This window comes from Clostridium sp. CS001 (genome assembly GCF_020443565.1).
Lineage (GTDB): Bacteria > Bacillota > Clostridia > Clostridiales > Clostridiaceae > Clostridium_AD.
On sequence record NZ_JAIZZN010000062.1, the window covers coordinates 1 to 1,946 of the forward strand.

Annotated in this window: 1 protein-coding gene; it reads left to right on the top strand. The window is 30.9% G+C overall.

The annotated features are described in order from the left end of the window. The first annotated feature begins 570 nt into the window (after positions 1–570). Positions 571–1,704, top strand: coding sequence for an ISAs1 family transposase (locus tag LGK97_RS19505; protein WP_226261974.1), 1,134 nt, complete (start codon positions 571–573; stop codon positions 1,702–1,704). Positions 1,705–1,946 lie beyond the last annotated feature (242 nt).

Genomic DNA, 1,946 nt, shown 5'->3' on the forward strand with positions numbered 1-1,946 from the left:
CAGGGCAAACGCATGAGTTAATAAATTATGAACAGTCCATTTTAACTAAGAGTTTTGTTGTATAATCAGTTAAAAGGCATTCTGATCAAATTTAATTTTTTAATGAGACCGCCTAATGATCTTTTAGCCGGCAGGCTGCAAACTTTCAAAACATCAAATTGAAAGTTCGCATTTGAAAATTTTAAAAAGTTTTATTGTTAGCGTAGCTACTGAACTTAGGTTAATTACACTAATAGCTATATTGAAAATTACTATATTGGGATAATCTTAAAAATCTATCGATTTTTTAGTAATTTGCAAGGCAGATATTATACTTAGAAATTCTTGACGATAACAATTAACACATCTTTATCGTTAAACAACAACATTCCCAAACTTGATTTATAACCTTATGCGGCCTACCGGCTATGCTATCGCATATAGGCAATAATAAATTTTTTTATAAAAATAGAGCAAATTGTTACATATATAGGAAGAAATTACACTCTTTGTTTTTTGATTATGTGTTAAAGGTTATATAATGAGTATGTATATATCTTTTATGTAAACTTAAGAAAAGAGGAATTGCTAATGGACAATACTAACTCATTATTTACTAATTATTTTGGAATTATTAAAGACATAAGGCAACAGACAAAGGTAAGGCACAAGCTTATAGATATTCTTTTTATAGCTGTTGCAGCAACTATTGCTAATGCAAGTGATTGGAAAGAAATTGAGGTATTTGCAAAGAAAAGAGAATCATGGTTTCGTGATTTTATTGAAATTCCTAACGGAATACCATCACATGACACCTTTGAGAGAACTTTTAGATGGATAGACCCAAAGCAGTTTGAAAAGTGTTTTATACATTGGGTTCGTGAAATAGCTACATTAGCAGCAAGGTCTATAGTTGCAGTAGATGGCAAAACAATGTGTGGTGCCTTTGATACTGATGATAAAAAATCTCCTATTCATATTGTAAGTGCTTGGGCAAGTGAAAATGGAATGGTACTTGGGCAGGTAAAAACAAATGAGAAAAGCAATGAAATAACAGCAATACCAGAACTGTTAGATTTGATTTTTGTTAAAGATTGTATTGTAACTATTGATGCCATGGGCACACAGACCAAAATTGCTGATAAGATTATTGATAAGAAGGCAGATTATGTTCTTGCACTTAAAGGAAATCAACCTAATCTTCATGAAGATGTGAGAGATTTTTTTGAAGACGCTGAAAAAACAAACTTTGATGGGGTGAATGTTAAATCTTGTATGACAACAGACAAAGATCATGGCCGTATTGAAACAAGAAAATATTTTTTAGTTGAAGATATAGATTGGCTTTCAATGAAAGATAATTGGAAAGGAATAAAAAGTATAGGAATGGCTGTACGTCAGTGTGAGATTAAAGGTAAAAAAACTGTAGAAAAGAGATATTTTATTTCATCTTTGAAAGATTCAATAGAAGAATTTTCAACGGCGGTAAGAAAACATTGGGGGATAGAGATAACTCATTGGTTTCTTGACGTTGTATTTAAAGAAGATGCTCGTAGAGTTAGAAAAGATTATGCACCTCAAAATTTGGCCATGATTAAACGTTTGGCATTAAATATACTACGAAAAGATTCATCAGAACCTAAGTATAGTTTAAAATCTAAAAGATTCGCTGCTTCTCTAGATAATGACTATCTAGAACAAATCTTAATTAAAAACTTTATGTAGGCTAATATAGATTAATTTTATTAAAATTACTGTGCATATCCTTGAAAGGACTGCCTGGTTTTTTATACAAAAAAATCTTGATTAATCTACTAAAGGCCCTGAAATACTCAAACATGATTTCAAAATAACTTCAGGGTTCCGCATAAAATATTTTCCCACCACATAAAGAGCCCTCATGGCAGTTTTTTTAAGTCTGTAAAATGATTTTGTTTTGTAGAAAATATTCATGCGTTTGCCCTGTA

Bases quoted from the DNA above. Each gene is read 5' to 3' on its own strand.
- LGK97_RS19505 (WP_226261974.1), top strand. From the start codon at position 571: ATGGACAATACTAACTCATTATTTACTAATTATTTTGGAATTATTAAA.